26 protein-coding genes and 1 tRNA gene are annotated in these 24,802 nt (G+C 65.3%); 14 read left to right on the top strand and 13 right to left on the bottom strand.

Annotated elements, in window-relative coordinates; genetic code table 11:
- Positions 1-3: 3 nt before the first annotated feature.
- Together ACFZCE_RS23130 and ACFZCE_RS23125 are read left to right on the top strand one after the other, a co-directional pair.
- Positions 4-1,326 (top strand): MFS transporter, encoded by a 1,323-nt coding sequence (locus ACFZCE_RS23130; RefSeq protein ID WP_390942864.1) that lies wholly within the window; start codon positions 4-6, stop codon positions 1,324-1,326.
- 2 nt (positions 1,327-1,328) lie between these two features.
- A complete protein-coding gene (locus tag ACFZCE_RS23125) occupies positions 1,329-2,054 on the top strand; it encodes an SDR family oxidoreductase (RefSeq protein WP_390942863.1) in 726 nt (241 codons plus the stop codon).
- A 72-nt stretch (positions 2,055-2,126) separates the two neighbouring features.
- Here the strand turns inward: ACFZCE_RS23125 and dapA are convergent, their stop codons facing one another.
- Positions 2,127-2,999: a 4-hydroxy-tetrahydrodipicolinate synthase gene (dapA, locus tag ACFZCE_RS23120; protein WP_390942862.1), complete on the bottom strand. Its 873-nt coding sequence runs from the start codon at positions 2,997-2,999 to the stop codon at positions 2,127-2,129.
- Between the two features lie 426 nt (positions 3,000-3,425).
- Here dapA and ACFZCE_RS23115 point away from each other — a divergent pair, with 426 nt between their 5' ends.
- The 3 genes from ACFZCE_RS23115 to ACFZCE_RS23105 all read left to right on the top strand — a co-directional run bounded on the left by ACFZCE_RS23115 (position 3,426) and on the right by ACFZCE_RS23105 (position 7,182).
- The gene (locus ACFZCE_RS23115; protein WP_390942861.1) at positions 3,426-4,175 is read left to right on the top strand and encodes an SDR family oxidoreductase; all 750 of its coding nucleotides are present in this window, start codon (positions 3,426-3,428) and stop codon (positions 4,173-4,175) included.
- A gap of 91 nt (positions 4,176-4,266) precedes the next feature.
- Positions 4,267-5,826 (top strand): UxaA family hydrolase, encoded by a 1,560-nt coding sequence (locus ACFZCE_RS23110; protein ID WP_390942860.1) that lies wholly within the window; start codon positions 4,267-4,269, stop codon positions 5,824-5,826.
- Between the two features lie 72 nt (positions 5,827-5,898).
- Positions 5,899-7,182, top strand: coding sequence for an MFS transporter (locus ACFZCE_RS23105; protein WP_390942859.1), 1,284 nt, complete (start codon positions 5,899-5,901; stop codon positions 7,180-7,182).
- Here the strand turns inward: ACFZCE_RS23105 and ACFZCE_RS23100 are convergent.
- From ACFZCE_RS23100 to ACFZCE_RS23080, 5 genes are all read right to left on the bottom strand, one after another.
- A complete protein-coding gene (locus ACFZCE_RS23100) occupies positions 7,179-8,006 on the bottom strand; it encodes an IclR family transcriptional regulator C-terminal domain-containing protein (RefSeq protein ID WP_390942858.1) in 828 nt (275 codons plus the stop codon). The two genes, ACFZCE_RS23105 and ACFZCE_RS23100, sit on opposite strands and share 4 nt — an antisense overlap.
- Positions 8,007-8,141: 135 nt before the next feature.
- Positions 8,142-9,149 (bottom strand): transketolase C-terminal domain-containing protein, encoded by a 1,008-nt coding sequence (locus tag ACFZCE_RS23095; RefSeq protein ID WP_390942857.1) that lies wholly within the window; start codon positions 9,147-9,149, stop codon positions 8,142-8,144.
- Positions 9,146-9,991 carry a thiamine pyrophosphate-dependent enzyme gene (locus ACFZCE_RS23090; RefSeq protein ID WP_390942856.1) on the bottom strand — a complete coding sequence of 282 codons (846 nt, stop codon included), beginning with the start codon at positions 9,989-9,991 and terminating at the stop codon, positions 9,146-9,148. Before ACFZCE_RS23090 ends, ACFZCE_RS23095 begins: the two co-directional genes overlap by 4 nt.
- 17 nt (positions 9,992-10,008) lie before the next feature.
- Positions 10,009-11,307 (bottom strand): MFS transporter, encoded by a 1,299-nt coding sequence (locus tag ACFZCE_RS23085; protein WP_390942855.1) that lies wholly within the window; start codon positions 11,305-11,307, stop codon positions 10,009-10,011.
- Between the two features lie 69 nt (positions 11,308-11,376).
- Positions 11,377-12,126: a glucose 1-dehydrogenase gene (locus ACFZCE_RS23080; protein ID WP_390942854.1), complete on the bottom strand. Its 750-nt coding sequence runs from the start codon at positions 12,124-12,126 to the stop codon at positions 11,377-11,379.
- Between the two features lie 185 nt (positions 12,127-12,311).
- Here ACFZCE_RS23080 and ACFZCE_RS23075 point away from each other — a divergent pair, with 185 nt between their 5' ends.
- Positions 12,312-13,229, top strand: coding sequence for a LysR substrate-binding domain-containing protein (locus tag ACFZCE_RS23075; protein WP_390942853.1), 918 nt, complete (start codon positions 12,312-12,314; stop codon positions 13,227-13,229).
- Positions 13,230-13,242: 13 nt separating this feature from the next.
- Here the strand turns inward: ACFZCE_RS23075 and ACFZCE_RS23070 are convergent, their stop codons facing one another.
- Positions 13,243-13,710 carry a hypothetical protein gene (locus ACFZCE_RS23070; protein ID WP_390942852.1) on the bottom strand — a complete coding sequence of 156 codons (468 nt, stop codon included), beginning with the start codon at positions 13,708-13,710 and terminating at the stop codon, positions 13,243-13,245.
- 337 nt (positions 13,711-14,047) lie between these two features.
- On the opposite strand from ACFZCE_RS23070, the gene ACFZCE_RS23065 reads away from it, so the two are divergent.
- The 3 genes from ACFZCE_RS23065 to ACFZCE_RS23055 all read left to right on the top strand — a co-directional run bounded on the left by ACFZCE_RS23065 (position 14,048) and on the right by ACFZCE_RS23055 (position 15,667).
- A tRNA-Cys gene (locus tag ACFZCE_RS23065) sits at positions 14,048-14,121 on the top strand.
- A 218-nt stretch (positions 14,122-14,339) separates the two neighbouring features.
- Entirely contained in the window at positions 14,340-14,780 is a 441-nt protein-coding gene (locus ACFZCE_RS23060) for a type II toxin-antitoxin system antitoxin SocA domain-containing protein (RefSeq protein WP_390942851.1), read from the top strand.
- Positions 14,781-15,439: 659 nt separating this feature from the next.
- The gene (locus ACFZCE_RS23055) at positions 15,440-15,667 is read left to right on the top strand and encodes a hypothetical protein (RefSeq protein ID WP_390942850.1); all 228 of its coding nucleotides are present in this window, start codon (positions 15,440-15,442) and stop codon (positions 15,665-15,667) included.
- Positions 15,668-15,755: 88 nt separating this feature from the next.
- Here the strand turns inward: ACFZCE_RS23055 and ACFZCE_RS23050 are convergent, their stop codons facing one another.
- A complete protein-coding gene (locus tag ACFZCE_RS23050) occupies positions 15,756-16,397 on the bottom strand; it encodes a DUF2268 domain-containing putative Zn-dependent protease (protein WP_390942849.1) in 642 nt (213 codons plus the stop codon).
- Between the two features lie 635 nt (positions 16,398-17,032).
- Here ACFZCE_RS23050 and ACFZCE_RS23045 point away from each other — a divergent pair.
- A complete protein-coding gene (locus ACFZCE_RS23045; RefSeq protein ID WP_390942848.1) occupies positions 17,033-17,167 on the top strand; it encodes a hypothetical protein in 135 nt (44 codons plus the stop codon).
- 261 nt (positions 17,168-17,428) lie between these two features.
- On the opposite strand, the gene ACFZCE_RS23040 is transcribed toward ACFZCE_RS23045, so the two are convergent.
- The 3 genes from ACFZCE_RS23040 to ACFZCE_RS23030 all read right to left on the bottom strand — a co-directional run bounded on the left by ACFZCE_RS23040 (position 17,429) and on the right by ACFZCE_RS23030 (position 19,326).
- On the bottom strand, positions 17,429-17,680 hold the full coding sequence (locus tag ACFZCE_RS23040; RefSeq protein ID WP_390942847.1) for a hypothetical protein: 252 nt from the start codon (positions 17,678-17,680) through the stop codon (positions 17,429-17,431).
- A gap of 109 nt (positions 17,681-17,789) precedes the next feature.
- Positions 17,790-18,551, bottom strand: coding sequence for a hypothetical protein (locus tag ACFZCE_RS23035; protein ID WP_390942846.1), 762 nt, complete (start codon positions 18,549-18,551; stop codon positions 17,790-17,792).
- Between the two features lie 103 nt (positions 18,552-18,654).
- The gene (locus ACFZCE_RS23030; RefSeq protein ID WP_390942845.1) at positions 18,655-19,326 is read right to left on the bottom strand and encodes a response regulator; all 672 of its coding nucleotides are present in this window, start codon (positions 19,324-19,326) and stop codon (positions 18,655-18,657) included.
- 155 nt (positions 19,327-19,481) lie between these two features.
- On the opposite strand from ACFZCE_RS23030, the gene ACFZCE_RS23025 reads away from it, so the two are divergent.
- On the top strand, positions 19,482-20,219 hold the full coding sequence (locus ACFZCE_RS23025; protein ID WP_390942902.1) for an FCD domain-containing protein: 738 nt from the start codon (positions 19,482-19,484) through the stop codon (positions 20,217-20,219).
- Positions 20,220-20,381: 162 nt separating this feature from the next.
- Positions 20,382-20,594, top strand: a complete 213-nt coding sequence (locus tag ACFZCE_RS23020) for a hypothetical protein (RefSeq protein WP_390942844.1) — start codon at positions 20,382-20,384, stop codon at positions 20,592-20,594.
- On the opposite strand, the gene ACFZCE_RS23015 is transcribed toward ACFZCE_RS23020, so the two are convergent.
- A complete protein-coding gene (locus ACFZCE_RS23015) occupies positions 20,591-22,222 on the bottom strand; it encodes a methyl-accepting chemotaxis protein (RefSeq protein ID WP_390942843.1) in 1,632 nt (543 codons plus the stop codon). The two genes, ACFZCE_RS23020 and ACFZCE_RS23015, sit on opposite strands and share 4 nt — an antisense overlap.
- Positions 22,223-22,512: 290 nt before the next feature.
- On the opposite strand from ACFZCE_RS23015, the gene ACFZCE_RS23010 reads away from it, so the two are divergent.
- Positions 22,513-23,817 (top strand): OprD family outer membrane porin, encoded by a 1,305-nt coding sequence (locus ACFZCE_RS23010; protein ID WP_390942842.1) that lies wholly within the window; start codon positions 22,513-22,515, stop codon positions 23,815-23,817.
- Between the two features lie 68 nt (positions 23,818-23,885).
- Positions 23,886-24,221: a hypothetical protein gene (locus ACFZCE_RS23005; protein ID WP_390942841.1), complete on the top strand. Its 336-nt coding sequence runs from the start codon at positions 23,886-23,888 to the stop codon at positions 24,219-24,221.
- Positions 24,222-24,339: 118 nt separating this feature from the next.
- Here the strand turns inward: ACFZCE_RS23005 and ACFZCE_RS23000 are convergent, their stop codons facing one another.
- On the bottom strand, positions 24,340-24,774 hold the full coding sequence (locus tag ACFZCE_RS23000; RefSeq protein ID WP_390942840.1) for a CBS domain-containing protein: 435 nt from the start codon (positions 24,772-24,774) through the stop codon (positions 24,340-24,342).
- Between the last annotated feature and the right edge of the window lie 28 nt (positions 24,775-24,802).

Raw genomic sequence — 24,802 nt, 5'->3', positions numbered from 1 at the left:
CCCATGCACACCCTTGCAAACAAATCGCCCCACCTCAGACGCATCCAGTGGCTGGCCATGACGCTGTTGATCATGGCCGGGCTGGTCAACTACATCGACCGCAGCGCGCTGTCGATGGCCAACACCGCCATCCGCGGTGAACTGGGCCTGACCCCTACCGAAATGGGCTGGCTGCTGTCGGCGTTTTCCCTGGCCTATGCGTTTTCCCAACTGCCGGTGGGGCCGTTGCTCGACCGCCTGGGCAACCGCCTGGTGCTGGGCGCGGGCATCTGCGTATGGTCGCTGGTGCAGATGACTTGCGGCATGGTCAACAGCTTCAGCCAGTTCATTCTGGCCCGTACCCTGTTGGGGGTAGGGGAGTCGCCGCTGTTCCCGGCCGGGGCCAAGGTGATCACCGAGTGGTTCGCGGTGCGCGAGCGCGGCGGCCCCACCGGCCTGTTCATTGCCTCCAGTTGCATCGGCCCGTGCATAGCGCCACCGTTGCTCACGGCGATCATGCTCGGCTTCGGCTGGCGCTGGATGTTCATCATCACCGGCGTCGCCGGCTTGCTGATCGGCATTGGCTGGTACGCGATGTACCGCAACCGCAGCGAGCGGGTATTGAGCGCCGAGGATGAAGCCTACCTCTACGACGCCCAGGCCGAGGCCGCCGCCGCCGAGCAACGGCAACGGCCGAGCTGGCGCAGCCTATTCGCCTACCGCTCTACCTGGGGCATGGTGCTGGGCTACGCCTGTGTGGTGTACATGGTCTGGCTGTACCTCACCTGGCTGCCGGCCTACCTGGAGCACGACCGTGGCGTGTCGGTGGCGCGCACCGGCTGGCTAGTGGCGGTGCCCTACCTGTTTGGCGCGCTTGGCATGATCAGCGCTGGGCAGATCGCTGACTTCTTCGCCCGGCGCCGGGCACCGCTGCTGGGCAGCCGCAAGCTGACCGTTGGCATCGGCCTGCTCGGTGCGGCGCTGACCACCATCCCCGCGGCCTACACCCCCGACCTGACCTGGGCGATGGTGCTGATCTGCCTGGCGATGTTCTTCATCAACCTCGCCAGTGCCGCCTGCTGGACCATGGTCGGGGTGATTGCGCCGCGGCAATTGGTGGGCTCAGTGGCGAGCATTCAGAACTTCGGCGGTTATCTCGGTGGCTCGTTCGCGCCGGTGATCACCGGCTGGATCGTGCAAACCTCCGGCCATTATGAACAGGCGCTGGTCGCCAGCGGGGTGATCGCCGTGCTCGGCGCGGCCATCTATGCGCTGATGGTCAAGCAGCCCATCGGCACCGACCAGGCGCCGGGCGCCGCCCCCTTCAACCCTGCAACGGAGCAATGAACATGGCGTTTGAAGCGAACCTGTTTGCCGGGCGCACCGCCTTGGTGACCGGTGCCACCACTGGCATCGGCGCGGCGGTGGCGATTGCCTTGGCGCGCCTGGGCGCCAAAGTGCTGGCCCTGGGGCTGCAGCCGGAGCGGCTGGAGGTACCCCCGGGGCTGGACCTGCAAGCGCGGGAGGTGAACGTGACCGACGCCGCCGCGCTGGAGGCGAGCATCGCCGGGCTTGCGCGGTTGGACATCCTGGTCAACTGCGCCGGGATCATCCGCCGTGGCGACGAGCATGAGATCGACGTGTTCGAGCAGGTCATCGACGTGAACCTCAATGGCACCCTGCGCTGTTGCCGGCTGGCGCGGGAGAAGCTGGCGCGCCAGGGTGGGGTGATCGTCAACACCGCCTCGATGCTGAGCTTCTTCGGCGGCGGCCTGGTGCCGGCCTACAGCGCCAGCAAGGGTGGGGTGATGCAACTGACCAAGTCTCTGGCCATCGCCTATGCCGAGCAGGGCATCCGGGTCAACGCGGTGGCCCCAGGCTGGATCGCCACGCCGCTGACCGCCGCCTTGCAGAGCGACCCGGCGCGGGCCGAACCGATCCTGCAACGCACGCCCCTCAAACGCTGGGGGCAGCCCGAAGACATCGCCCAGGCAGTGGTGTTTCTGTGTAGCCCGGCGGCGGCGTTCATCACCGGGGCGGTGGTGCCGGTGGACGGGGGCTACCTGGTGAGTTGAAGCGCCTCTCGCCCCGGCACAGCCGGGATGCCGGATCACGGCTTGCCATTGGGGGCGAGGGGCCCTGAAGCCCTATAACGCCTCGCGCAACCCCGCCAGCAGCGCGGGCAGCCCGCCCAGGGTTGCCTCGCTGCAGCCCAGCATCGGCAGCCGCAACTCGTGGCCGATCACCCCTTGCACACTCAGCGCCGCCTTCACCACTGCCGGGTTGGGCTCGCGGAAGGCTACCTCGATCCACGGCAGCAGCCGATAGAACGTGCGCCGCGCGGCGGCCAACTCGCCGGCCAGGGTTTGCCGGTACAACTGGTTGAACAGGGGCGCGCCGATGTGGGCGCTGGCGCTGATCGCGCCGCTGCCGCCCAGGCAAAGGGTGTTGAAGATTTGCAGGTCTTCACCGGCCAGCACATCCACCTGGCCGCTGGCGATCAGCGCCAAGGTGGTGCCCAGGTCGCCCGCGCAGTCTTTCACCGCGGCGATGTTCGGGTGGCGGACGATCCGCAGCAGTGTTTCGCGGTCGATCCGCGCGCCGGTGCGGGCAGGGATGTCGTAAAGGATCACTGGCACCCGCGCGGCGCTGGCGACGCTGTCGAAGAAACCTTCCAGCGCGGCCTGCGACGGGCGGATGTAGTAGGGCGCCGGCACCAGCAGCCCGGCCAGCGGCCGCTGTTGTATCGCCTGCAGGAACGCCAGCAGGCCGGGCAGGTGGTTGCCCGCCAAGCCCATCACCACGCGCGCCGGTGGCGCCCACTGCAGCACGGCGTCGAGCACGTGCAGTTGCTCCTCGGCGCTGAGCGCCGCGGCTTCGCCAGTGGTGCCACACACCACCAGCCCCTGCACCTCTTCGGCCAGCAGTTTTTCGACCAGCGCGCGCAGCGCCTGAAAGTCGATTTCACCCCGGCGAAACGGTGTAACCAGCGGTACCCAGATGCCTTTGAACACGGACATACGAACCTTCCTATTGCAGACCGCCTGTAGGGCCGGGCAGAAGGGTCGAGGGTCACGTAGGGAGGGTTTGCCTGGCGCCTGGTGTCCTGTCAGCCCATCTGACCGGACACAGTGCCCCGGTCAAATGAGCGACTGTTTTTTCGATTTCTTGGCAACGGCCACACGTGCCAACGCCGGGGCAGCAAGGCCCGGGGCGGAATTGGCGAGGTGGCGGGATAAGCGCATGGCAAAGGCTTCGTTGCGGTAAGCGTGAGCGCATGGTGCTCAGCCGGGCGCTGGGTTGTCAACCACGATTTTCAGCGCGCGGGGCGCCAAGGCCCCCTTGCGCTTTGGCAGGCGCGGTGACAGAATCAGTCCATATTGTAGTTATGCAGTCCACAATACGGACAAATAAAAATGATAAAACAACCGACCGAGGAGGGCGCAATGCCTACCCAAACATCCCTCAAACCCCTGGGCAGCGCCCATTATGACTTCAACGGGCGCGTTGCGGTGGTCACCGGCGGTGGCCTGGGCATTGGCGCGGCGATCGCCCGCCATTTGGCCGAGCAGGGTGCCACCGTGGTGGTCTGGGACCTTGCGCCGCGAGGCGAGGGCGCCCAATGGCAGGTAGACATCGCCGACGCTGCCAGCGTTGGCCGTGCCCACGCTGAAACCCTGGCCGAATTCGGCCGTATCGACTTCCTGATCAACAACGCCGGTTTCGCCGGCCCCACCGAGCCGGTGGAGCGCTACGAGCCGGCCATGTGGCAGCGGATCATCGACGTGAACCTGGTCGGCACCTTCAACGTGTGCCGCGCGGTGGTGCCGACCATGCGCGCGCAAAACCTTGGGCGCATCGTCAACGTGGGCTCGCTGGCGGGCAAGGAAGGTACGCCCAACGCCTCGGCTTACAGCGCCGCCAAGGCCGGGGTGATCGCCTTGACCAAATCCCTCGGCAAAGAATTGGCCAGCACGGGCATCCGTGTGAACGCGCTGGCGCCCGCGGCGGTACGCACCACGTTGCTCGAGCAGATGGCCCCGGCGCATGTGCAGACGATGATCGACAAAAGCCCGATGGGCCGCCTGGGCGAGCCTGAAGAGGTGGCCGAGCTGGTCGCCTGGCTTTGCTCCGGCTCGTGCAGCTTCAGCACCGGCGCGGTGTTCGACCTCTCCGGTGGCCGCGCCACCTACTGACCTTGCCGCACCGCGATACCCGAAGCCTTTCAATAAAAACCAATATCCCGCCGGTTAGCCTGCCGGCGGGGCGCTTCAGAGGGCCTTGTTGATGGAAACGTTCTTCAGAGCACCCGCGGGCATCGCGCCCGGGCGTGTGATTCGCCTTAACCCCCTTGACGACGTAGTGGTCACGTTGAGCCCACTGGTGGCCGGCAGCGCGGTGGCCAGCGAGGGCGTGAGCGCCCGCGAGGCGATCCCGGCCGGGCACAAGATGGCCGTGCGCGCGGTCGCCCAGGGCGCGGCGGTGCGCCGTTACGGGCAAATCATCGGGTTTGCCAGCCAGGCCATCGAGCCCGGCCAGCACGTGCACACCCACAACCTGGCAATGGGCGATTTCGCTCGCGATTACGCCTTCAGCCAAGACACCCACGCCACCGAACCGGCCACCACCACCGCGACCTTCCAGGGCATCGTGCGTGAAGACGGCCGCGTGGCAACGCGCAACTACATTGGCATCCTCACCTCGGTGAATTGCTCGGCCACCGTGGCCCGAGCGATCGCCGACCACTTTCGGCGTGACATCAACCCGGCGGCGCTGGCGGCGTTTCCCAACGTCGACGGGGTGATCGCCCTGACCCACGGCAGCGGCTGCGCGATGGATGCCGAGGGCGAGGCGCTGGCGCTGTTGCGGCGCACCCTCGGCGGCTACGCCTGCCACCCCAACTTCGCCAGCGTGCTGGTGATCGGCCTGGGCTGTGAAACCAACCAGATCCCGCAGTTCCTCGAAAGCCAGGGGCTGGCCCCCAGTGAACGGCTGCAGGCGTTCACCATCCAGGACACCGGCGGCACCACCCAGACCATCGCCCTGGGCATCGAGCGGGTGCGCGCGCTGCTGCCGGCCGCCAACGCCGTCAAGCGTGAGCCGGTGCCCGCCAGCCACCTGGTGGTCGGCCTGCAATGTGGTGGCTCCGATGGTTACTCAGGGATTTCCGCCAACCCGGTGTTGGGCGCGGCGGTCGACCTGCTGGTCAAGCATGGCGGCACCGCGATCCTCTCGGAAACCCCGGAAATCTATGGCGCCGAGCACCTGCTCACGCGCCGTGCGGTCACCCCTGAAGTGGGCGAAAAATTGGTTGCGCGGATCCGCTGGTGGGAGGGCTATTGCGCCCGCCACGGCGCCCAGTTGAACAACAACCCGTCTTCGGGCAACAAGGCCGGAGGCTTGACCACCGTGCTGGAAAAATCCCTCGGCGGCATTGCCAAGGGGGGCTCGACCGCGCTGGTGGATGTGTACGAGTACGCCCAGCCGGTGCGTGCCCGCGGCCTAGTGTTCATGGATACCCCCGGCTTCGACCCGATCTCGGCCACCGGCCAGGTCGCCGGCGGCGCCAACCTGATCTGCTTCACCACCGGCCGCGGCTCGGCCTACGGCTGCGCGCCGTCGCCGTCGTTGAAACTGGCCACCAACACCGCGCTGTGGCAGCGCCAGGCCGATGACATGGACGTGAACTGCGGGCAGGTGCTCGAAGGCCAGCGCAGCATCGACGAGCTCGGCGCCGAGTTGTTCGAGCGGCTGCTGCGGCTGGCCTCCGGCGAGGCTTCGAAAAGCGAAACCCACGGCTACGGGCAGCATGAGTTCGTGCCATGGCAGCTCGGCGCGCTGGTGTAACGGCGCCCGCGGTACACCGATACACGCGCTTGTGTGCAGCACATACGCCAATAAAAATAACGGAGGCGGCAGATGAAAAAAATGCGTTGGGTGATGGTTTTACTGTGTTTCCTGGCGATCGCGATCAGCTACGTGGATCGCGCCAACCTGGCGGTGGCGGCGCCGGACATTCAACGGGACCTGGGTATTGGGCCCACCCAGATGGGCCTGCTGCTCAGCGGCTTCTTCTGGACCTACGCCTTCATGCAGATGCCGGCCGGTTGGTTGGTCGACAAGCTCGGCTCGCGGGTGGCGCTGCCGTTGGCGGTGGGCTGGTGGTCAGTGGCCACTGCGTTGTCGGCGGCGGTCTCCAGCGTGGCGGCGATGTTCGGTTGCCGCTTGCTGCTGGGCATCGGTGAGGCCGGCGCCTACCCGTCGTGTTCGAAAATCGTCGCGCAGTGGTTTCGCCCCGAACAACGGGCGTTCGCCACCAGCATCTTCGACAGCGGCGCGCGGGTTGGCTCGGCGTTGTCGATCCCGCTGGTGGCGCTGATCGTCAGCACCCTGGGCTGGCGCGCGGCGTTCTTGCTCACGGCGCTGCTGGGGGTGGTCTGGGTGCTCGGCTGGTTCGTGCTGTATCGCAACCCCGAAGACGCCCCGGGCAACGACCTGCCCGTGGCCCCGGCGTTGTCGGCGCAAGACGCCCAGCGCATCACCTGGGGCTCGCTGTTTCGCCACCGTACGCTGTGGGGGATGATGCTCGGGTTCTTCTGCTTCAACCTGGCCAACTACTTCTTCATCACCTGGTTCCCGGCGTACTTGATCCAGGCCCACGGGTTCTCGCTGAAAGACCTCGGCACCCTGGGGATGATCCCGGCGCTCACCGCCATTCCCGCCGGCTGGCTGGGTGGTTATGTGTCCGACTCGCTGTATCGGCGCGGCTGGAGCCTGACCGCGGCACGCAAAACCTGCATGGTCGGCGGTATGTTGATGTCGTCGGTGATCATGGTCTCGGCGTTCACCACCAATATCTACCTGCTGATCGGCTGCCTGGCGTTGTCGTATGGCAGCCTGGCCTTCACCGGCGCGAGCATTTGGTCGCTGCCTGGCGACGTAGCCCCCACTCCGGGGCATGTGGCGTCGATTGGTGGCATCCAGAACTTCGCTTCGAACCTGGCCGGGATCGTCATCACCACCTTCACCGGGTTCATGCTGCAACTGACGCACGGCTCGTTCGCGGTGCCGTTGATGCTGGCCGGCGGCGCCTGTGTGCTCGGCGCGTTCAGCTACCTGTTCGTGGTCGGCACCCTTGAGCCGTTTCCGCTGCCGGGGGCCAAAGCCGGCAAGGCCGCGGTGGCAGAGGGCAAAACCGCTTAGATGGCGAAGGTGTTGAGCGAGGCGGGCGTTTCCATGATCAACCGGGAAATCGCCCGGCAGGCGCTGACCAGGGGCTCGACGTAAGCACGCTGCACATCCGCCTGCTGGCGGAAGCGCAGCGTGCTGACGCTGACCGCGGCGATCGGCTGGCCGTCGCGGCCGGTGATCGCCGCGCCAAAGCAGCAGATCCCCGGTTCACGTTCTTCATCGTCGATCGACCAGCCACGCTGGTGGGTTTCGACCAACTGGGCGCACAGCTCAGCCTTGCTGCCCAGGGTAGTGGGGGTGAAGCGGGTGAATGCCTCGGGCAACCCCGCCAGCAAGCGCGCCTGCTCGGCGCTGCCCAATGCCGCCAGGTAGGCTTTGCCCACCGAAGTGGAATGCAGCGGTACCGCGGTGCCGATGCGCGAGCTCATCTGCACCGCGCTGGCGCTTTCGATTTTGTCGATGTACACCATCTGCTGGCCGCTGAGCACCGCCAGGTGCACGGTTTCGCCGGTGACGTCGCGTAGCCGGCTGAGCTCCGCCGAGGCAATCACCCGCAACTCAGAGCGGCCCCAACTGCGGTTTGCCAAGTGGATCAACCGCGGCCCCAGCGCCAGGCGCCCGCTCACCTGGCCCATCTCGAGCAACCCTTCTGCCACTAACGCCGCGACCGTGCGGTACACCGTGGCGCGCGGATAGCCGCTGAGCTTGCTCAGGTCCGGCACGGTGAGGGGCTCGGCGGTGTCGGCAACGATCTGCAGCAAATGCATGAATTTCGAGAACGCGGCGGTACCGGCAACCTGCGCGCCGGCGCGGGGTTCAGACGAGGATTGGGTCATAAGGTAGGCAAGCCCTGAAGGGTGGCGGTGAACCGCTGCATTATCCATCTCCGGGCCAGTGGTGCCAATCACGCGGGGAGGGTTGCGGGCCTATCGCCCGGCACAGCCGGCTGTGCCAGGCGAAGGATAGCCGCCCTACAACCAGCCCTTGATCCGCGCCGCCACCGCCTGGGTGGAAATCCCGTAGCGGTCGTGCAGCGTGGGCAGGGCCCCGGCGGCGAGGAAGGCATCGGGCAGGGCGATCTGGCGGAAGGTCGGCGCCACGCCGTTGCGCAGCAGCAGCCCGGCCACTGCTTCGCCCAGGCCGCCGATGATCGAGGCGTTCTCGGCGGTGACCACCAGCCGCCCGGGTTTGCGCGCTTCGGCCAGTATCGTGGGTTCGTCCAGCGGCTTGACGGTGGGCACGTGCAGCACCGCCACGTCGACCCCGTCCGCCTGCAGCAGGGCCGCCGCCTCCAGGGCGCGCATGGTCATCAGGCCGGTGGCGATGATCAGCACCTCGTTGCCGGTGCGCAGGGTTTTCGCCTTGCCGATTTCGAACTGGTAGCCGTATTCATCCAGCACCAGCGGCACGTTGCCGCGCAGCAAGCGCATGTACACCGGGCCCGGGTGGGCGGCGATGGCCGGCACCGCCTGTTCGATTTCCAGCGCATCGCAGGGGTCGACGATCATCAGGTTGGGCATCGCCCGGAAGATCGCCAGGTCGTCGGTGGCCTGGTGGCTGGGGCCGTAGCCGGTGGTCAGGCCAGGCAGCCCGCAGACGATCTTCACATTGAGGTTTTCCTCGGCGATGGCCATGCAGATGAAGTCATAGGCGCGCCGCGAGGCGAACACCGCGTAGGTGGTGGCGAACGGGGTAAAGCCCTCGCGGGCCAGGCCCGCCGCCGCGCTCATCAACAACTGCTCGGCCATGCCCATCTGGTAGAAGCGCTCCGGGTGGGCCTTGGCGAAGATGTGCAGGTCGGTGTACTTGGAGAGGTCAGCGCTGAGGCCGACGATGTCCGCGCGCTGCTCGGCCAGGGCCGCCAGCGCATGGCCGAACGGCGCCGGGCGGGTGGCCTGGCCGTCGGCGGCGATCGAGGCGATCATCGCCGAGGTGGTCAGGCGTTTTTTACCGGGCTCTGGGTGTTTAACGGTGGTCATACGTCGCTCCCGCGCTCAAGGGTGGCCAGGGCCAAGGCCCATTCGTGTTCATCCACGCGGATGAAATGGGTTTTTTCCCGGTTTTCGAGAAAGCTCACGCCCTTGCCCATGCGGGTGTCGCAGATGATCACCCGGGGCTGCGCGAGGGGGTGGTTGCGCGCCGCGTCGAAGGCGCCGACCAGCGCCGCCAGGTCATTGCCATCGACCCGCTGGGCGTACCAGCCAAAGGCGCGCCAGCGCTCGACGATGGGCTCGAAGGCCAGCACCTCGCTGGCCTGGCCGTCGGCCTGCTGGTTGTTGACGTCGATGATTGCGATAAGGTTATCCAGCTTGAATTGCGCGGCCGACATCGCCGCCTCCCAGGTCGAGCCTTCGTTCAATTCGCCGTCGGACAGCAGGTTGTAAACGCACGCAGCCGACTGCTTGCGCTTGAGCCCCAGGCAGGCGCCCACGGCGATACCCAGGCCATGGCCGAGCGAGCCGCCGGTGATTTCCATGCCGGGGGTGTAGGCGGCCATGCCCGACATCGGCAGGCGGCTGTCGTCGGCGCCGTAGCTGTCGAGCTCCTCGAGGGGGAGCACCCCGGCCTCGATCAGCGCCGCGTACAGGGCGATGGCGTAGTGGCCGATAGACAAGTAAAAGCGGTCGCGCAATGGCCATTCGGGGTTATCCGGCTGGTAGCGAAGGGCGTGGAAGTACGCCACCGCCAGCAGGTCGGCCGCGCCGAGGGCTTGGCCCACGTAGCCCTGGCCCTGCACCTGGCCCATCAGCAGGGCGTGGCGGCGGATGTTATAGGCGCGCTCGGCAAGGTTGGCCGGCGCGGGTGCGGTGTGAACAGTCATGGTGAACTCCAGAGGGCTTAACGGTTGACCGACGCGGCCGGGATGCGCAGCACCAGGGTGGCACCGGCCACCAGCACGGCGCTGATCAGGTACATGCCGATGGCGCTGGACCCGGTCAGCGTGGTGACCCAGCCGATCAGGTAGGGCGAGCAGAAGCCCGCGAGGTTGGCGAAGCTGTTGATGCCGGCGATGCCCGCCGCGGCGGATACGCCACCCAGCAAGGTGGTGGGCAGCATCCAGAACAGCGACGAGGCCGACAGCACCCCGGCGGCCGCCAGGCACAGGCTGAGCAGCGATAGCACCAGGTTGCCGCCCATCAGCGCGGCCAGGGCCAGGCCCACGGCGCCGGCGAGCATGGGCCCGATCAAGTGCCAGCGGCGCTCTTGGTGTTTGTCGCCGCTGCGGCCCATCAGCAGCATCGCGGCGATGGCGCACAGGTACGGCACGCTGGTCAGCAGGCCGATGTGCAGCGGCTCGCTGACCCCGGCGTTGCGCACCAGGGTGGGCAGCCAGAAGGTGATCGCGTACTGGCCCATCACCACGCAGAAGTAGATCGCCGCCAGCCGCCACAAGCGCCGGTCACGCAGAAAGGCCCTGGCCGAGGCGTGCTGGGTCTTGCGGCTGTCATCCTCGGCCAGTTCGCGCTTGATCAGGGCTTTTTCCTCATCGTTGAGCCAGCCCGCCTGGTCGACGTTGTCTTTGAGAAACACCAGCACCAGGGCGCCGACGATCACCGTCGGGATCGCTTCGATCACGAACATCCACTGCCAACCGGCCCAGCCCTGCAGCCCGGCGAACTTGGCCATGATCAAGCCCGACAGCGGCCCACCGAGCATCCCTGACAACGGGATGGCGACGAACCACAGCACGGTCATCCGCGCGCGCCGGTAAGACGGGAACCAGTAGGTGAGGTACAGCAGCAGGCCTGGGGCCAGGCCGGCCTCGGCGATGCCCAGCAAAAAGCGCAGGCCATAGAACTGCCAGGCGGTTTCGACGAAGGCGAACAGTGCCGAGATGATCCCCCAGCTGATCATGATCCGGGCGATCCAGCGCCGCGCGCCGACCCGGTGCAGGATGATGTTGCTCGGTACTTCGCAGAGAAAGTAGCCAATGAAGAACATGCCGGCACCTAAGCCATACACCGCCTCGCTCAGGGCCAGGTCGTTCATCATCGTCAGCTTGGCGAAGCCGACGTTGACGCGGTCCAGGTAGGCGCAGAGGTAGCACAGCATCAGGAACGGCATCAGCCGCCAGGCGGTTTTACGGTAGGCGTGGGAACGGGTGCTCAGCACCGCGTCGAGCGAGAGGGTGGTCATGGTGGCGGGTCTCTTGTTGTTATCGGCCGCGCGGGGCGGCCGGGGCGATCCGGGCCAGCACGCAGGCCGTCAATGAATCAGCATGCCGCCGTTGACATCCAGGGTGGTGCCGGTCAGGTAGCTGGACAACTCGCTGGCCAGGAACAGCGCCGCGTTGGCCACGTCCTGGGCGGCGCCCAGGCGGCCCAGGGGGATGCCTTCGATGATCGCGTGGCGGCGCTCATCCTGCATCAGGCCGCCGGTGATGTCGGTGTGGATCAGCCCCGGGGCGATGGAATTGACCCGCACGTTGTCTGGGCCCAGCTCGCGCGCCATGGCCTTGGCCAGGCCCAGCACGCCGGCCTTGGCCGCGCTGTAGTGGGGGCCGCCGAAGATGCCGCCGCCGCGCTGGGCCGACACCGAAGACAAGCACACAATGCTGCCACTGCCCTGGGCGCGCAGGGTGGGGATCACCGCCTGCGACATCAACAGCGTGCCGCGCAGGCTGACGTCCAGCACCTTGTCGTAGTCGGCGGGGGTGATCGCCAGGGTTTTCAGTGGCTGGGTGATGCCGGCGTTATTGACCAGCACATCGATGCGGCCATAACGCGCCAGCACCTGCTCCACGGCCTGTTGCACCTCGGCGGGCAGCGCCACGTTGGCGGCCAGGCCGAGGTGGCCTTCGCCGAGGCTGGCGGCGGCGTCGCGGGCGGCCGCGGCGTCGAGGTCAATGATCACCACCTTCGCGCCGTGTTCGGCGAAGGTGGTCGCGGTGGCCCGGCCGATACCGCGGGCCGAGGCGGCGCCGGTGATGATGGCGACTTTACCGTTGAGCAGCATGGGAGGTTCCTCTGATTGTTGTTATGAGGCGATGGCAAGGCATCGATGGGGCCCAGCTTGTGCCGCGGGCGGGCAGGGCAGCAATAAGGCAACGGTCATTGCTAGCTGAAAGAAATTCACGGCTCGCCAAAACCGCCCGGCGCTGCTTGAATGGCACAGGCCCAATAACAAAGACTCCCGCCGCCATGCCCATGCCGCCCAGCGCCACCGGCGCCTTGCCACCGTTGAGATCCATTCAGTGCTTCGAGCAAACCGCCCGCTTCGGCAACGTGGCCCGCGCCGCCGAAGTGCTTGACCTCACCCCGTCGGCGGTCAGCCACCAGTTGGCCAAGCTCGAGGCGTTGCTTGGGCGCCAGTTGTTCATTCGCGAGGCCCGCGGGGTGCGCCTCACGCCGGTGGGCGAGCAGTACCTCAAGGAGGTTTCGGGGCTGTTGCACAGCCTGGCGATCGCCACCGAGCGGGCCGCCAGCGACGCCGGCCTGGATTGCCTACGCCTGCATTCCTCGCCGAGTTTCGGCCTGCTGTGGATCATGCCGCGGCTGGAGTCGTTTCGCCTGAGCCACCCCGGCATCCAGATCAACCTGTCGTGCTCGTACGAATCCTTGCATTTCAGCCGCGACAAGATCGACGTCGACATCCGCCACGGCACGCCCAACTGGCCCAGCTACGAAGTGCGCACCGTGCGCGACGAAGCCTTCACCGTGCTCGCCTCACCAGCGCTGCTGGCCAAGCGCCCGGTCGTGGCGGCGCAAAGCCTGCTCGACTGCGACCTGATCCTCTCCGAGGCGACCTTGCTGAAATGGCCGCAGTGGTTCGCCCAGCACGGCCTGGCGCGCCCGGAAAAGCCCTACGCGCTGAGCTTCGACCGCTCCTACATGACCCTCGAAGCGGCCAGCCACGGCCTGGGCTTCGCCCTCGAAAGCTCGATCCTGGCGCACAAGTACCTGGCCAGCGGGGTGCTGGTGGAAGTCGCCCCGCAGGCGCTGCGGGTGCCGGTGGCGGCGCACCACCTGGTGTTTCCCAAGGCCCACTCCAGCTTCCCGCGGGTGCGGCGGTTTCTGGAGTGGATGGAGGCGGAGATGGGCCACCCGTTTGCCTTTTGAGCGGCGCCCAGGGTTACTGCGCCAGGCCCTCGGCCGGGCACAGGTTGGCCCGGCTGCCATCGACCAGGGCCAGCGCCTGGGCGCCGGTGGCGTAGCGCATCGAGTAGTCCGGCATGGTCGCGCGCACTTCGCGCACCTCGATGCAACCCACGGTGTGGCCCAGGGTGTTGCCCGTGCCCTTGAGCGTGCCACTCTGGGCGCTGACCGCCAGGGCACCGGCGGCGGCCAGCTCCAGGTTGGCGCCACGTACGATCTGGCCGTCGCGATCACGGGCGATAAGCACCACGCTGGCGGCCTTGAGGTCTGTGTTGAAGCCGTTTTTCAGCTTCAGTTGCACGGCGAAGGTTTGGTCGGGGTTGTCGATGCTCGCCACCACCTTGCTGATGGACAGGCGCATGCTGCTGGGCGGCGGGGTGCCGTTGGGGGCGGTGGCGCAGGCGGTGAGGGTGGTCAAGGCGAAAATAGCCAGAAGGTGTTTCATTGCGCTCCCGTGGTGGTCCGTTGATAGCGCCCTGGTGAGGGCTGAGGGCGCGCAAGGAGGATCCAAACCGTACGCCGCCGCTCAGTGATCGGCGCGCCGTGGCGAAACTTGAGGGCCGGGGAGGGCCGCCGGTCGGGGGCGGGGTGCCCAGATGATTGGATAGTAAGAAGTTTTTTCCGTGGATTGGTTGACAAGGCTTCGGAAGCAGTCCAGAATTGCGTCCATTCCTGAAACGGGAAGTAGAAAAAACCCTTGTTAATCAATTGGTTAGTGATGGTGAAGATTACGTTTCAGTGCCAGTTTATTTGTAGTTGGTGAAGTTTGCCGATTACTTTGGGGCCGAGTAGCAAAGTGGTTATGCAGCGGATTGCAAATCCGTCTACGCCGGTTCGATTCCGACCTCGGCCTCCACCCCTTGAAAACCCCGCAGGTTAGCGCCTGCGGGGTTTTTCTTTGGGCGGGCGGAAAGCTCGGCTGGGCAATGAATGCCTGAAGTAACATCCGGTGAAGATTTCCATACTCTGATCCGGCTTTGAGTGTCAATAGGAAATTGACAGCCCTAATGAGCTTCTGCAAACTTCTCCCTCACTTTTGCCTTGGCAAAAAGCTGAAAGCGATAAGGGAGCTCAATGCCTAAATGCATCGATGTCGCCGAATATCTCCTGATGCTGGAGGGAGAGGCCGGTGAAATGTCTAATTTGAAACTCCAGAAGCTTGTGTATTACGCGCAGGGATTCAGCCTTGCGCTGCGCAATGAAGCGCTGTTCGAGGAGCCGATCGAGGCGTGGATGCACGGCCCGGTGGTTCCCAGCCTTTATCGGAACTTCAGGGATTACGGCGCTAATCCTATCCCGCCTTCGCCGAACTTCGACCCTTCGGTATTAAGCCAAGCGCAGCGCCATTTGGTTGAAGAAGTGTTCAGCGTGTATGGTCAATACTCGGCGTGGAAGCTTCGGCAACTCACCCATCAAGAAGACCCGTGGCGTAACCACTATGCCGAGGGTGAATTCAGCCGTGAAATTCCCCAGGCAGACCTGCAGCACTACTTCCGCGATAACTTGGTGAATTAGCCGTGGCGCGTGGCAGGATTAAAACACGAGACGCCAGTGGGCCGCAGATCAAGTCACGCGAAGCGCCGGTTGAGCATGATGATTCCGATGCGAGGCCGCCGGTATTCTCATTCGAATATCTTCAGCCTGGCTGGTGCATTCAGGATTGCCAGCAGGATGAGCGCTCCAAAATGCTGGATAAGTTGCGGCGCTTGAGCGCCTTGGCGTGGAAAGAGATTCGCCATCAGCACCGATACCATTTAGGGTCTGAGGTGATCGATCGGCGCTGTATCAGGGCTGCCATACCGGGTTTTTTGACCGAAGATGCCAGGCTGCTTGCATTCCGGGCGTTCGATAAAGCGGCTATGGTGGGGTACCGGAGTGGCAGGGTGTTTCATGTACTTTGGATTGATCGAACTTTCACCTTATATAACCATGGGTAGTGTGTTCACGGCGTGATTGCGCTGTGTTGAGGGTGAGTGAAGGGGGCTTTGCAGAAGAAGGAATCGGCTCAGCCAAGTTGGCCCAAGGTACCCGTTAAACACGCGCCACCCACGCGCCCCCCACGCGAGAGCCGCCGCCGCCGCCGACGCGGCCGAAGGCTTGTTATCCTGCCAGGCATCCGGAGGGATGCCGCCCCAAGGTGATCATCCCTATCGCCGGCCACAGAGTAGACAAGAATGTTCCAGCGTTACCCAGAGCAAGCGGGAGAGCGGCGGGCGATGGCGTGGGTGGCCGCTATGATCCTTGGGCTCGCGGTGCTGTTCGCGTTTATCCCGGCATGGCCATTGGTGTTGATATTCGCCTCGGCGGCGCTGGCGCTCGGCGTGCCGCCGCTTGTTCTTGGCCAAGCGGGGTTTGCCAGGGGCATGCGGGTGTACGGGTGGCTATGGCTGTTCAGGCCGTAGTTGAAGCGGGTGATGGGCTGGGCGTGAAGGGGTTGCGCGCGCGGCCTGGCTTGCTTCGAGCGTGGCCGCTGGCGCCTCCGGGCGACGGCTAGAGGGTATCGAGCACACCACGAAACACCTGCGCATCAGCGTGCGCCAAAGCCGATGCGCAGCGACCGGGGTGCTGGGCTATGTAGCGGTTCACCAAGGCGAACCCCAACGAATAGCCCAACCATCTGGGCAACTCGCCCGCGCCGAAGAACCAGCGCCCATGCCCGTAGTCGGTACTCGCCCAGCCGCGTTCGGCCTGGGCCACATGCGCCTGTAGGGTTTGCAACGGCAGGCATTCCCAGGGTTCGGGCTGGCCGCCGAGGGCCTCCAGGGCAAAAGCCCCGGCCAGCCCTTCAGACACCAGCGCTTCGCCCAGGGTCGTGCCGTAGCCGGGGCCATCCCAGCGCGCGGCATGGTGCAGTTCATGGGCGAACAGGCGTTCCAGCGAGGCGTGGGGGTTGGCGCTGAACTGGGGGTTGGCGGGGTCTACCGTGAGGTAGATCACGCCCGGTTCCGGCGCATAGCCCAGGTGGCCCTTTTCCGCGATGACCTGCCGGCCGGCCTTGACGATCACGTCCAACGGGCCCAGCGGCAGCAGGGCGCTGGCGGTTTCGTAAGTGCTCAGCAGGCGCGCCTGCAGCCACGCGCGATGTTCAGCGAGGGCGCCGCGGGCGTCGAGGTAGTGGAGGTGTAGGGGCATTGTGGCTTGGGGTGGTCACTTCAGCGGTATACGGGGTGTTTGTGCTGCGTTGGTGGGCCCTTCGCCCAGCATAGCCGGGATGCCGGACCACGGCCTCCCACTAGAAGTGGATGGTCCTTGATTTCCGGGACAATACACAACCCGTGTGGCCGGCTGTGCCGTAATGCTGTTCACTTAAGCGATCAGCGCGCTAAATCGAGGTTAAAAAGCCCTGATTTTTTCTAGGTGGTTTACTGCGCGCATGGCCTGACCGGCCCATCGCCCGGCACAGCCGGCCTCCCACGGGTTGTGTATTTCCTCTTAAATCAAGGATTTACACAAAACTGGTGGGAGGCCGGCTGTGCCGGGCGAAGGGCCCTTAGCGAGGATTGCTGGCCTGGCAGCAACAAGCTGGCCCTTTATAGCCGTCTGAAAGTGGGCAGATCTCTCAGCCTTGACCGGGCCGCAAATGAGAGGGCTGGGAGAAGGGCTATTCCGCTCCACTTGGCTGTTGCGCAGAACCTGCCATGTGGGTGGATTTGTGGCAGTTGCGCTTGCTGGCCGGCCGAAGCTTGCCGCACACTACCGGCAACTGCTCAAAAAGTATCAAGGCCAGTTGGGCTTTGAGGTACACACAGTGCTTGAGGGAGCTGGTTATGCGATCTTCTGAAACCACCGAAAAAACCGCCGTGCAGGCAGCCAAGGCCGAGCGCCTGAATGCTGCGCTCGCAGCTTACAAAACCGCGTTGGCTGAAGGCCGTGTTGTCAAGGCAACGGCTAAGCCGGCCTGACCGCCCGTTCACTTCGGTAGGCGTTGATAAGCCCTGGCAGCAACCTCCGCCAGGGCTTTTTACATCCGCCCCCACTGAACTCCCCCCACCCTTGGCTGCCCAAACACTGACCCGCCAAGGAGCCACGCCCATGAGCGACGAGAAAACCCCACCGCCGGAAGACCCAACCCCCGCGCATTCCACGGAAAAAGAGCGCGAGCGCCTGAAGGATTTCCAGAAAGATGGCATCCCGCCGGGTGCCGAGTAACGAACAAGGGGGCCTTAGGCCCCCGCGGTTTTGGCGACCAGGCGCCATTGCACGCGCCAGGGCCCGTAGTGGGCGTGTTGCTCCCGGGCCGGCAGCGGGGCGCTGCGGGCGCAGGTGACTTCTTCGCCGCAGCCTTCGCAGCGATACACCCCGTGGGCCGGGGCCGCATCGCCTGGCGCGTACAGCGCCTCCCACAAGTCGCCGGCCACCAGGCCCGGCATGGCTTCACCGAGAAAGCCAGCGCTGGCGCCTAAATGCAGTGCCATGGTTTCACTCCTTGAAATGCAACGGGTACTGGCTGAGGAAGCTACAACGGATCCATTCGCCTCGCCACTGGCCACGTATCAATTTCTGATACAAACGACAGCCGGTCGCTTAGCCGCGTTGTTCTACCCGTACCGCCTGTGGCCGCGGTGCCGGTTTGCGCAGTTGCGCCCGCAGCACCAACAGCAGCAATACCCCGCCCAACACCAGGCTCGAGCCTGCGGTGCCGAGCGCCAGGCCGCCCTGTTCGTGGCTTTTGGTCAGCACATCACCGAGGGTGGCGCCGAACGGCCGGGTGAGCACGAACGCGGCCCAGAACAGCAATACCGAGTTGAGCCGGGTGCGGTAGTGCAGCACCGCGAGGAGGGCGATGGCGCTGCCGATCAACGCGGCGCCGCCGGCAAAGCCCAGGCCGGAGTCGTCGGCGAGAAAGTCCCCCAGCGCGGTGCCCAGGGTGTTCGACACCAGGATCGCGAACCAGTAGAACACCTGGCCCTGGAAGGTGCGCACGCGGTCCACCGCCAGCGAGCCTTCGGCCAGGTACCAGGCCGCCAGCACGGCGCCGAGCAGGCCGACCAGGATCAGCGAGCCGGTGGCGTAGCCCAGGCCCAGGCTGCGGTCCATGAAGTCAGACAACGTGGTACCCGCGGTGCTGGTCGAAACGATCACCAGCCAATACAGCAGCGGGTGGTGGCGGCGGGTGGCCAGTTGGCTGGTGAGGGTGACCACGAAGGCGCTGAGCAGGATGATCGAGCTCATCGCATAGCCGACCTGCAGCGTCATCGACAGCAGGTCGCCGGCGGTCTCGCCGAGGGTAGTGGCACAGATCTTCATGACCCAGAAGGCCAGGGTAATGCGCGGAAGATTATTCATCTTGCTTGGGCTCGCGAGTGCAAATGGGCCCGCTCCAAGGCGGGATGCCATCACGATAGGAAGATGAAGGTAACGGCCCGGTGGGCGGTTTGTGAAAGGATGGTCAGAGCACGCTCAGTTTGTAACCCAGGCCGTGCACGGTGTGCAGCAGCGGCAGGTCGAAGGTGCGGTCGAGTGCGCGGCGCAGCATGTGGATGTTGCTTTTGAGGATGTCGCTGCTGGGTACGTCACGGCCCCACACGGCTTCTTCGAGGTCGCGCTTGCGCACCAGCCCCGGGCTTTTGCGCATCAGCACCTCGAGCAGCTTGAGCCCGGTGGGGGTCAGCCGCACCGGTTGGCCGGAGCGGGTCACTTCCAGGGTGTCCAGATCAAAGCGCAGGTCACCCACTTGCAGCACCTGGGAGTTGCTGCCGCGCCGGCGGGCGACGATCGCCTCGAGGCGGGCCAGCACTTCGGCCAGGGCGAAGGGCTTGACCACGTAGTCGTCGGCACCGGCGTCGAAGCCGGTGAGGCGGTCGTGCAGTTCGTCGCGGGCGGTGAGCATCACGATGGCGGTGGTGGAGCGTGCGTGTTGGCGCAGGCTGCGGCAGATGTGATAGCCATCGACGCCCGGCAGCATGATGTCGAGGATGATCGCGTCGTACGCTTTGGACGCGGCCAGGTGCAAGCCGGTCAGGCCATCGAGCGCGCCGTCTACCTCGTGGCCCTTGAGCTTGAGGAAGTCGATGATGTTGTCGTGGATGTCGCGGTTGTCTTCGACGATCAGGATGTTCATGGCGCCTATCAAAACGTCTGCACAAGTATGTGAGCAGTATGGGCAGCCGTTCGTAAAAATTCCGTCGCGACGCGGCACGCGCACAGGTCGTACAAGTGCGCCGCGCTGCTATATGATGCGCCTTCACACCACGGACGAAGACTGCCCCCTTGCCAATCGAACTCCCCCTGACCGGCCAGGCCCCCCGGCGCTCGCGCAGCCTGGCGCAAACGCTGGTCGATGACATGTCGCGGCTGATCGAGCAGGGTACGCTCAAGCCCGGCGACAAACTGCCCAGCGAAGTCGAGCTGATGGAAGTGGGCGGGGTCAGCCGCTCGGTGGTGCGCGATGCGCTGTCGCGGCTGCAGGTGGCGGGGTTGGTCGAAACCCGGCGCGGCATTGGCACCTTCGTGCTCAACACCCCAGGTAGCGAGGTCAGCCGGCTCGACCCGTCGTCGATCGTGACCCTGCAGGATGTGGTCGCGATTCTCGATGTGCGCATGAGCTTCGAGGTCGAAGCCGCCGGGATTGCCGCGCTGCGCCGCACCCCCGAGCAATTGGAGGCGATGGGCCAGGCGCTGGCGCGCTTCGAACTGGCCAGCGACACCGGCGGCTCGATCGTCTCGGACTTCCAGTTCCACCTGCAGATCGCTACCGCCACCAACAACCGCTACTTCATCGAAATCATCACCCACTTCGGCACCAGCATGTTCCCGCGGGCACGCCTGAACAGCGCGGTGATCGCCCGCCTGGACCGCCAGCAAACCCACAGCCGGCTGGTGCGCGAGCATGAACACATCTACAACGCCATCGCCCGCCAGGACTACGACGCCGCCCGCGCGGCGATGCGCGTGCACCTGTCGAACAGCCGCGCGCGGGTGATGAAATCTCACCAGCAGGCCAGCGGCCATTAACGCTGCAAAATGCTGAAACTTTTCTGCTGAACGGCGCGAGCTCCCGGCGGCTGTGGCCTGCACGCTGGCCGCCCGCATGCTAGACGGGCGCGCCGCTGGAACTGCGGCGAACCCTGGCCTACACTGCCACTCAACAATAAAAACAACATAAGGGGTGCATTTATGTTTGATTACAAAACCGAACACCGTTGCCTGCTCTGCGAAGTGGCCGCTGGCCGTGAGCGGGTGTACACCCGGCCCAACCGCACCGTGCAGGCGTTGATCCTCGCCGGCTTCCTGGCCAGCGAAACCACCTACGACAGCGCTGGCCAGCGCTTGACGGTGGTTGAACTCACGCCCGCCGGCCATCGCTACCTTGGCGGCTTGTGGTACTAGGCCAGCCTGAACTTCCCAACGATCGCTTCCATCTCCCGTGCCAATTGCGCCAGTTCATCACTGGCGCTGCGGGTGAGCTCGGCCGTTTCGCCACTGCTCAGGGCCAGCTCGCGCAGGTTGGCCAGGTTGCGGTCGACCTCCCGCGACACCTGCGCCTGCTGCTCGGTGGCGCTGGCGATCACCAGGTTGCGTTCGTTGATCTGGCCGATGGCGTCGAACATCTGGCCGAGCATGCGCTCGCTGGCCAGGGTGTTGTCTAGCGTGCCCTGAGCGCGCTCGGTGCTTTGCGCGATGGTGTGCACCGCGGTGGCGGTGCTGGCGCGGATGGTGCCGATCATCTCTTCGATTTCCAGCGTCGACTGCTGGGTGCGGTGGGCGAGGGTGCGCACTTCGTCGGCGACCACCGCGAAGCCGCGCCCGGCCTCGCCGGCACGGGCGGCCTCGATGGCGGCATTGAGCGCCAGCAGGTTGGTTTGCTCGGACACCGCGCGGATCACGTCGAGCACCTTGCCGATGCCATGGGCCTGCTCGGCCAGGCGCTGGATCACGCTGCCGGTGTCGCGCACATCGCCGTTCATCCGCTCGATGTCTTGCAGCACCCGGTGCACCTGTTCGCGGCTGCCGTTGGCGAGCTCATTGGAGGCCTCGGCGGCGTGGGAGGTGTCGATGGCGTTGCGTGACACTTCCTCCACCGCCGAGGTCATCTCGGTCACGGCCGTTACGGCCATTTCCAGTTCGGCGTGCTGGCGTTGCAGGCCGTCGCTGGCGGCGCGGGTGGTGTGGCTCAGGCGCTCGGCGGCCTGGTCGACCGCGGCGGCGGTGCGCGCCAGGTGCTGCAGCGTGTCGCGCTGGCTGCGTTGCAGGTGGTCGAGGCCGCGCAGCAGCACCCCCAGCTCATTGCCCGAATGCACCGGCACCGGTTGGCTGAGGTCGCCGCCGGCCATGCGCTGAAAGTGCTCGCCGGCGCGGCGCAGCGGCGCCAATACCTGGCGCGACAGGAACAACCAGCAGCCCACCGCCAGCAGCCCGGTGAGCACCAGCAGCGCGCTGGCGGTGAGCTGCGCCTGGGCGATGCGCTGGGCGGAGTCGTCCATGGTCTGGGCGATGCGTTGGTTGATCATCTGGGTAAAGCGTTCGCGCACCTGGGAGTACTCGCCAGAAAGCCGCTTGGCGTCGTCGTTGAGCTTCGAGTACTGGGCCAGGTCCGCGGCGCGGGTGCTGTCGATCTGTTGCTGCACCACCTGGGCGTAAGCGCCAAAGGCGCTGTTGAGCGCGTTGCCAGCGCTGATCAACGCCGGGTCGGTGAGGGTCGGGAGGATCTCGCCCACCAGCTTTTGCGCGGTGGCCAGGCGTTCCTTGGCGCCGGTAATGCCCTGGTCGGCCACCTCGATGCGCCCGGCCAGGCGGTCGAGCAGGGCGCTGTGGCTGCTGGCGCTGGCGCGCACGGCATACACCGCGGCGTTGTTGAGTTTGTCGAGCTGCACGGCGGTGAGCAGGTTCAGTTCGTGGATCTGCCGGTCGCTGCTGCGCGCGCCGAACAGGCCGCCGAGGCTGGCCACCAGCAATGCCAGTACGAAGACGCCGAGCACGCCCAGCAGGCCGCTACGCAAAGAAAGACGGGAAAACATGGCCCGTGTACTCCTGATTATTGTTGTTGGAAGGCGGTGGCGCGGTGGAATTATGTGGGTATTGGGGGTGCGGCACCGTGACGCACCATCATCTGAAAACGACCGTTCGTCAGAATCCCCCAGGTCACAATTTGAAACGTTTGGTTAATTCCTATATCAACGTAGCTGAGCGCAGCACCGGGTGGCAACCCGGGTAGGTCGGGGAGGCCTGCCGAGTGCCATCGGAGGAGCCGATTTCCGGTCGCCGCGCCACACAAAATCCATAAGAAAACACCTGGGACAAAACAATAATGACCGTCAAGCTCATTCGCGTGACCCGTAACACCCTTGCCCTGTCCGTCAGCCTGGCCAGCGTCTGCGGCCTCGCCCATGCCGAAGGTTTCGTCGATGACGCCAAGGTCAACCTGAACCTGCGCAACTTCTACATGAACCGCAACTACGTCGACAACGGCCCGTCCAAGGCGCTGCCCGGCGCAACCAAGCGCGGCCAGGCGGCCGAGTGGACGCAAAGCTTCATTCTCGATGCCAAGTCGGGCTACACCGCTGGCTTCGTCGGTTTCGGCGTCGACGTGCTGGGTTTGATGTCGTACAAGCTCGACGGCGGCCGCGGCACCTTCGGTACCCAACTGCTGCCCACCCACGATGGCAACCACCCCGCCGACAACTTCGGCCGCCTGGGCGTCGCCGCCAAAGCGAAGATCTCCAAGACCGAGCTGAAGGTCGGTGAGTGGATGCCAGTGCTGCCGATCCTGCGTTCGGACGACGGCCGCTCGCTGCCGCAAACCTTCCGCGGCGCGCAGGTCACCTCGCGTGACATCACCAACGTGACCCTCTACGGTGGCCAGTTCCAGGGCAACAGCCAGCGTAACGATGGCAGCATGGAACACATGTCGCTGAACAACGCCGGCACCACGGTGCACGGCAAGCCGTCGATCTACTCCAGCGCATTCAACTACGCCGGCGCCGAGTACACCTTCAACGACAAGCGCACGATGGTCGGTGCCTGGTACTCGCAACTCGAAGACATCTACGACCAGAAGTACTTCCAACTGTTGCACTCGCAGCCGTTTGGCCCGGTGACCCTGGGCGCCAACCTGGGTTACTTCATCGGCGGCTCTGACGGCGACGCCCGTGCCGGCGATCAGGACAACCGCACCTACTCCGGGTTGTTCTCCGCCAAGTACGGCTTCAGCACCTTCTACGTGGGCCTGCAGAAGGTCAGCGGCGATGCTGGCTGGCAGCGTGTGACCGGCACCAGCGGCGGCACCCTGGCCAACGACAGCTACGGCTGGAGCTACGAGCTGAAGGACGAACGCTCCTGGCAGGTGCGGTACGACTACGACTTCGCCGGCCTGGGGATCCCGGGGTTGACCCTGATGAACCGCTTCATCAAGGGCACCAACGTGCACTCCGGCACCGTGACCGACGGCGAAGACCGCGGCCGCGAAACCGAAGTGGCGTACGTGGTGCAAAGCGGTACCTTCAAGGCCCTGACCCTGCGCTGGCGCAACTCGAGCCTGCGCCGCGACTACGGCAACACCAACAGCTTCGACGAAAACCGCCTGATCATTCAGTATCCGCTGTCGATCCTGTAAACCTGCGCCCGCGGTGGTGGTCTGTTTGTTTGCTACATTGAACAACACACCATCACCGAGGGACGGGTATGAAGATCGTGGCAGGGTTGGTCGTAGTGGGATTGCTGGCTGGCTGTTCCAGCAAAGAGGAACAGCCAGACGGCGCCAGTTTCACCGCCAGCAGTGCCAAGGCACCGGAGCAGTATGCCGATTGCCTCCTGCCCAAGTGGCAGGCTTGGCGCCCGCAGGCTGAACAGCGTGCAACCGACACCGGCGTGAAGCTCACCGCGAGCGCCGGGTTTACCCAGGCTTATATGGTCGCCATGGTCGATCGCGACCCGGGCGGCTCGAACGTGAAGTTGTACGTGCCGATCCAGTGGCGCGAGTCCACTGCGTGGTCGGAGATGGCTAAGGCCTGCCTGTAGGCAGGCCTTAGCGGCAAGTTGGAAGCGGCAAGCTAAAAGTAGGAGCAAGTGGCAAGCCGCACTCCGCTTTTGCCTTTACTTGCAGCTTAAAACTTGCCCCTTACCCCTGTGGGGAGTCTCACTCCCCACGAATATACTGCTGCAACTGCTCGATCAGGCTGGCCTGCTCGGCAATCGCCTCCTTGACCAGGTCCCCGATAGACAACAAGCCGATCAACGCTCCGCCATCGACCACTGGCAAGTGGCGCAGGTGGCTGTCGGTCATGATCCCCATGCACGCCTCCACGCTGTGCCCCAGGCCCACGGTGATCACCGGCGCGCTCATGATCGCGCGCACTTCGGTGCCAGCCGAGGAGCGGCCTTGCAGGACCATCTTGCGCGCGTAGTCACGCTCGCTGACCACCCCCACCACCTGGCCGCCGTCGACCACCGGCAGCGCGCCGACGTTCTTTTGCGCCATCAGCCGCAAGGCATCGAGCACTAGCTGGTCGGGGCCAATGGTGTACACCTCGGAGGCATTCTTTTGTTTGAGTAATTGCGCGACGGTTTTCATGGTTGGGCCCTGTGGGGTTGGCGGTGGC

Origin of the sequence: Pseudomonas sp. NPDC007930 (genome assembly GCF_042958985.1) — a bacterium.
GTDB lineage: Bacteria > Pseudomonadota > Gammaproteobacteria > Pseudomonadales > Pseudomonadaceae > Aquipseudomonas.
This window is presented reverse-complemented; position numbering and strand designations above follow the sequence as displayed.

What these genes read in the sequence shown, in the direction of transcription:
- ACFZCE_RS23130 (WP_390942864.1), top strand. Translation starts at nt 4, where the DNA reads ATGCACACCCTTGCAAACAAATCGCCCCACCTCAGACGCATCCAGTGG.
- ACFZCE_RS23125 (WP_390942863.1), top strand. Translation starts at nt 1,329, where the DNA reads ATGGCGTTTGAAGCGAACCTGTTTGCCGGGCGCACCGCCTTGGTGACC.
- dapA (WP_390942862.1), bottom strand. Translation starts at nt 2,999, where the DNA reads ATGTCCGTGTTCAAAGGCATCTGGGTACCGCTGGTTACACCGTTTCGC.
- ACFZCE_RS23115 (WP_390942861.1), top strand. Translation starts at nt 3,426, where the DNA reads ATGCCTACCCAAACATCCCTCAAACCCCTGGGCAGCGCCCATTATGAC.
- ACFZCE_RS23110 (WP_390942860.1), top strand. Translation starts at nt 4,267, where the DNA reads ATGGAAACGTTCTTCAGAGCACCCGCGGGCATCGCGCCCGGGCGTGTG.
- ACFZCE_RS23105 (WP_390942859.1), top strand. Translation starts at nt 5,899, where the DNA reads ATGAAAAAAATGCGTTGGGTGATGGTTTTACTGTGTTTCCTGGCGATC.
- ACFZCE_RS23100 (WP_390942858.1), bottom strand. Translation starts at nt 8,006, where the DNA reads ATGACCCAATCCTCGTCTGAACCCCGCGCCGGCGCGCAGGTTGCCGGT.
- ACFZCE_RS23095 (WP_390942857.1), bottom strand. Translation starts at nt 9,149, where the DNA reads ATGACCACCGTTAAACACCCAGAGCCCGGTAAAAAACGCCTGACCACC.
- ACFZCE_RS23090 (WP_390942856.1), bottom strand. Translation starts at nt 9,991, where the DNA reads ATGACTGTTCACACCGCACCCGCGCCGGCCAACCTTGCCGAGCGCGCC.
- ACFZCE_RS23085 (WP_390942855.1), bottom strand. Translation starts at nt 11,307, where the DNA reads ATGACCACCCTCTCGCTCGACGCGGTGCTGAGCACCCGTTCCCACGCC.
- ACFZCE_RS23080 (WP_390942854.1), bottom strand. Translation starts at nt 12,126, where the DNA reads ATGCTGCTCAACGGTAAAGTCGCCATCATCACCGGCGCCGCCTCGGCC.
- ACFZCE_RS23075 (WP_390942853.1), top strand. Translation starts at nt 12,312, where the DNA reads ATGCCCATGCCGCCCAGCGCCACCGGCGCCTTGCCACCGTTGAGATCC.
- ACFZCE_RS23070 (WP_390942852.1), bottom strand. Translation starts at nt 13,710, where the DNA reads ATGAAACACCTTCTGGCTATTTTCGCCTTGACCACCCTCACCGCCTGC.
- ACFZCE_RS23060 (WP_390942851.1), top strand. Translation starts at nt 14,340, where the DNA reads ATGCCTAAATGCATCGATGTCGCCGAATATCTCCTGATGCTGGAGGGA.
- ACFZCE_RS23055 (WP_390942850.1), top strand. Translation starts at nt 15,440, where the DNA reads ATGTTCCAGCGTTACCCAGAGCAAGCGGGAGAGCGGCGGGCGATGGCG.
- ACFZCE_RS23050 (WP_390942849.1), bottom strand. Translation starts at nt 16,397, where the DNA reads ATGCCCCTACACCTCCACTACCTCGACGCCCGCGGCGCCCTCGCTGAA.
- ACFZCE_RS23045 (WP_390942848.1), top strand. Translation starts at nt 17,033, where the DNA reads ATGCGATCTTCTGAAACCACCGAAAAAACCGCCGTGCAGGCAGCCAAG.
- ACFZCE_RS23040 (WP_390942847.1), bottom strand. Translation starts at nt 17,680, where the DNA reads ATGGCACTGCATTTAGGCGCCAGCGCTGGCTTTCTCGGTGAAGCCATG.
- ACFZCE_RS23035 (WP_390942846.1), bottom strand. Translation starts at nt 18,551, where the DNA reads ATGAATAATCTTCCGCGCATTACCCTGGCCTTCTGGGTCATGAAGATC.
- ACFZCE_RS23030 (WP_390942845.1), bottom strand. Translation starts at nt 19,326, where the DNA reads ATGAACATCCTGATCGTCGAAGACAACCGCGACATCCACGACAACATC.
- ACFZCE_RS23020 (WP_390942844.1), top strand. Translation starts at nt 20,382, where the DNA reads ATGTTTGATTACAAAACCGAACACCGTTGCCTGCTCTGCGAAGTGGCC.
- ACFZCE_RS23015 (WP_390942843.1), bottom strand. Translation starts at nt 22,222, where the DNA reads ATGTTTTCCCGTCTTTCTTTGCGTAGCGGCCTGCTGGGCGTGCTCGGC.
- ACFZCE_RS23010 (WP_390942842.1), top strand. Translation starts at nt 22,513, where the DNA reads ATGACCGTCAAGCTCATTCGCGTGACCCGTAACACCCTTGCCCTGTCC.
- ACFZCE_RS23005 (WP_390942841.1), top strand. Translation starts at nt 23,886, where the DNA reads ATGAAGATCGTGGCAGGGTTGGTCGTAGTGGGATTGCTGGCTGGCTGT.
- ACFZCE_RS23000 (WP_390942840.1), bottom strand. Translation starts at nt 24,774, where the DNA reads ATGAAAACCGTCGCGCAATTACTCAAACAAAAGAATGCCTCCGAGGTG.